Origin of the sequence: Rhodoplanes sp. SY1 (assembly GCF_046000175.1) — a bacterium.
In the GTDB taxonomy this organism is placed as follows: domain Bacteria; phylum Pseudomonadota; class Alphaproteobacteria; order Rhizobiales; family Xanthobacteraceae; genus Rhodoplanes.
On sequence record NZ_JBEOMB010000348.1, the window covers coordinates 1 to 2558 of the forward strand.

General features: G+C 62.6%; 3 protein-coding genes and 1 pseudogene. All 4 read left to right on the plus strand.

Annotation, left to right across the window (positions count from 1 at the left end; translation table 11 throughout):
* The coding region (locus ABTU92_RS29570) for a hypothetical protein (RefSeq protein WP_408095112.1) at positions 1 to 352 on the plus strand (352 nt) is incomplete at its 5' end.
* Positions 353 to 397: 45 nt separating this feature from the next.
* Positions 398 to 946 carry a hypothetical protein gene (locus ABTU92_RS29575; RefSeq protein WP_408095113.1) on the plus strand — a complete coding sequence of 183 codons (549 nt, stop codon included), beginning with the start codon at positions 398 to 400 and terminating at the stop codon, positions 944 to 946.
* Positions 943 to 1455 (plus strand): hypothetical protein, encoded by a 513-nt coding sequence (locus ABTU92_RS29580; protein WP_408095114.1) that lies wholly within the window; start codon positions 943 to 945, stop codon positions 1453 to 1455. Before ABTU92_RS29575 ends, ABTU92_RS29580 begins: the two co-directional genes overlap by 4 nt.
* A gap of 495 nt (positions 1456 to 1950) precedes the next feature.
* Positions 1951 to 2558, plus strand: a pseudogene (locus ABTU92_RS29585) (hypothetical protein); the annotation flags it as partial.

Here is a 2558-nt window from a genome sequence, read left to right on the forward strand (position 1 = left end):
CGAAGAGCCGAGCAGCAGCCCCGACCCGACCGTACCCGTGGCCGTTCGCGACGATACCGGGCAGCAGCCGTGGGAATCCCACGTCGATTTATATCGGGACGATGGCACGCTCGCTGAGCAGGCCGTATTCAACCGGGACGGCACCGCGATCCGATCGGAGTTTGCGGCATCGCGGGGCGGGGATTCGTGGGACGAGCGCCACACCGTCATCGCGGCCGACGGGACGATAACGACATTCCAGAGTGCTGGTGCGACCCAAAGGATTGTCGACGGGATCGGTCAACTCGAAAGCCAGGCTGTCTGGACGAGCAACGGGCCGGAGGCGCAGGCCGTCGTCCAGCCCGCGTATTAAATTCGGGTGCCGCATCCGGCCGCCGCAGCGCTCGAAGCCGGGCTGGTGCTGTTCACCTGGATGTCGACCCGCAACTCGGGGTCGGAGACCACGGTCCTCGGGTTCCGGGCCGACGCCTACACGCCTGGAGCGTCGGCTAAAAGCCCCACCGTCTGGGTGGGAACGTTGACCAGAGACGAAGTCGACAACGCCTGCCCAAGACACTCTGAGGTACAAAGTATCACGGACCAGTCGGCTGAGGCGACTGATCGCGGCGCCTATCCCAACGCGTCCCAATACGGGACGGCCATCCACAAGCGAATCCAAGAGACAATAAACGGGCCGACCACCGTGCCTCGAAGTCCGCCGCCCGACCCGAACTTCCGAGCCGAGGCTTCGCTGCTCAAATCGCAGGATGCTCGATACGGCCGCTCCGGCTCCATTCGCATCGACGTGCTCAAGAATCCGGGGAAGGGCACCGTCTGTGTCTACGACATCAAGACAGGAGACAGCGGCCTCACGCTAGCGCGGATGCGCGAGTTGTCCAGCACGGTTCAGTTCTATTATCCTGGCACGAAGAGCATCATCGTGACGGAGGTGCGGCCGCGCCGATGACGACGATCGCGCAAGTGAAGGAAGTGATCAAGCCGCTGCTCGAGCGGAATTCCGATCTCGCGCTGGTGGGTCGCGAGATTTACATCAAGCCCGTCCATCATTTCGCGCGCGTGGTGTTGATCGACCGGATGCTCGATCCCGATCTGTTCAGACCGCAATGGACCGTCGCGCACCTGTTCGAAGCACGGCACTTCCTCCCGCTCAGCTGGGGCGCTTGGCTCCAAAACGCGCGCTCAAACACCCCCGGCATTTGGAGTGTCCGCGATCCCGATTTGTCGGCGGCAATGGTGGAGGCCATCGAAACACATGCCCTACCAGTGCTGCGGGGGATCGTCTCGTTGGACGAATACCTCGCCCTCGTCTCCGGGCACTTCTTTCGCCATCACCTGTTCGACTGGCCGGAGGTCAAAATCATCGTCGACGTCGCGCGCGGCGACCTCGTGGCGGCGCGGGCCCTCCGAGACACCCATATCGAACAATGGGGCGACGATCCCGAGTATGACGAATAGTTTCGATAGCCGGACGGCATCGTCCGTGTGCGCGGCTCGATGCCGACGACCGGCCGGGCGTCGCGGCCCTGCTGCACGAGTGGGAGGCGATCACCGTCAAAAATTCGACGATCGAGAAGCTAGGGGAGCCGACACCATTTCCGCTGGAGTCGCACGAATGACGACCTTGCCACCAGAGGCTCTCAGCCGGGCCCGATATTTCCGCGGTGCAATGACGCGCGCTGGGCGAAGTTAGTAGCAGGAATATTATCTTGACGACACCGCCTGCCTGAATAGGAATATTGTCGTGATCAACTGAGACGCAGATCACGGCAACCTCTTCCGACCTCGCCTCCCAAATTCTCCGGTACAAGTCGTTGGTCGCAGCCGAGGCGGTCTTGCTGAGCTTGGCGGAGCTGCTGCCTCCGGGACCACGGCAGCGCGCCGAGTGGCTCCGCATCAAATCGAATTTAGTTTTCCGGCAGGCAGGCCGCGCGCCGGGCGGGCGGGCCCCCGATGGTCGCCTTGGTCGAGTACGTGGAGTGTGAACGGAAGGCTGGGTTCAACCCGGATCAGCCGGGGGTCCCGGCCGGCAGCAATCCCGACGGCGGACAATGGACGAACGAAGGACCGAACAGCGGTCTCGGCAGTCCTGCGCTGAGTAAGCCGTCGGCTCTTGTTTATACGCCGGGATTGGTACTGAGCGACGCGAGCCCTGATCCGATCAGGCCAGGAGCGCGATACGCGCAAGGCCCCACAGAGATCGTCGTCCATCCGAGCGGATTGACGGGCATTTCGCAGATCGACGACACGTCGAAGTCCCTCGTCGGCACTTTGGCACGCGTCATGGACGCTGTCGACCGGGTGCCCGGCATGACCGCGCAGACATACGGCACAGCGGTTCATGTGGCGTTTGGAACGACCGTTCGCCTGGGCGGCTATCCCGGGATTGGATTTCTCGACGTGGAAACGACGTTTGGTGCTGAACCTGGCGTACCTTACGGCTCGAAGGGCAGCATCAGAACCGATATCCTTCTGCGGAATGAGGCTGGAGACATCATCGCGATTTACGACCTGAAGACGGGAGAAAAAGGCCTGACGCCTGGTCGCGTCAGGGAACTGCG

Coding starts and splice junctions, on each gene's coding strand:
- ABTU92_RS29580 (WP_408095114.1), top strand. CDS start 943: ATGACGACGATCGCGCAAGTGAAGGAAGTGATCAAGCCGCTGCTCGAG.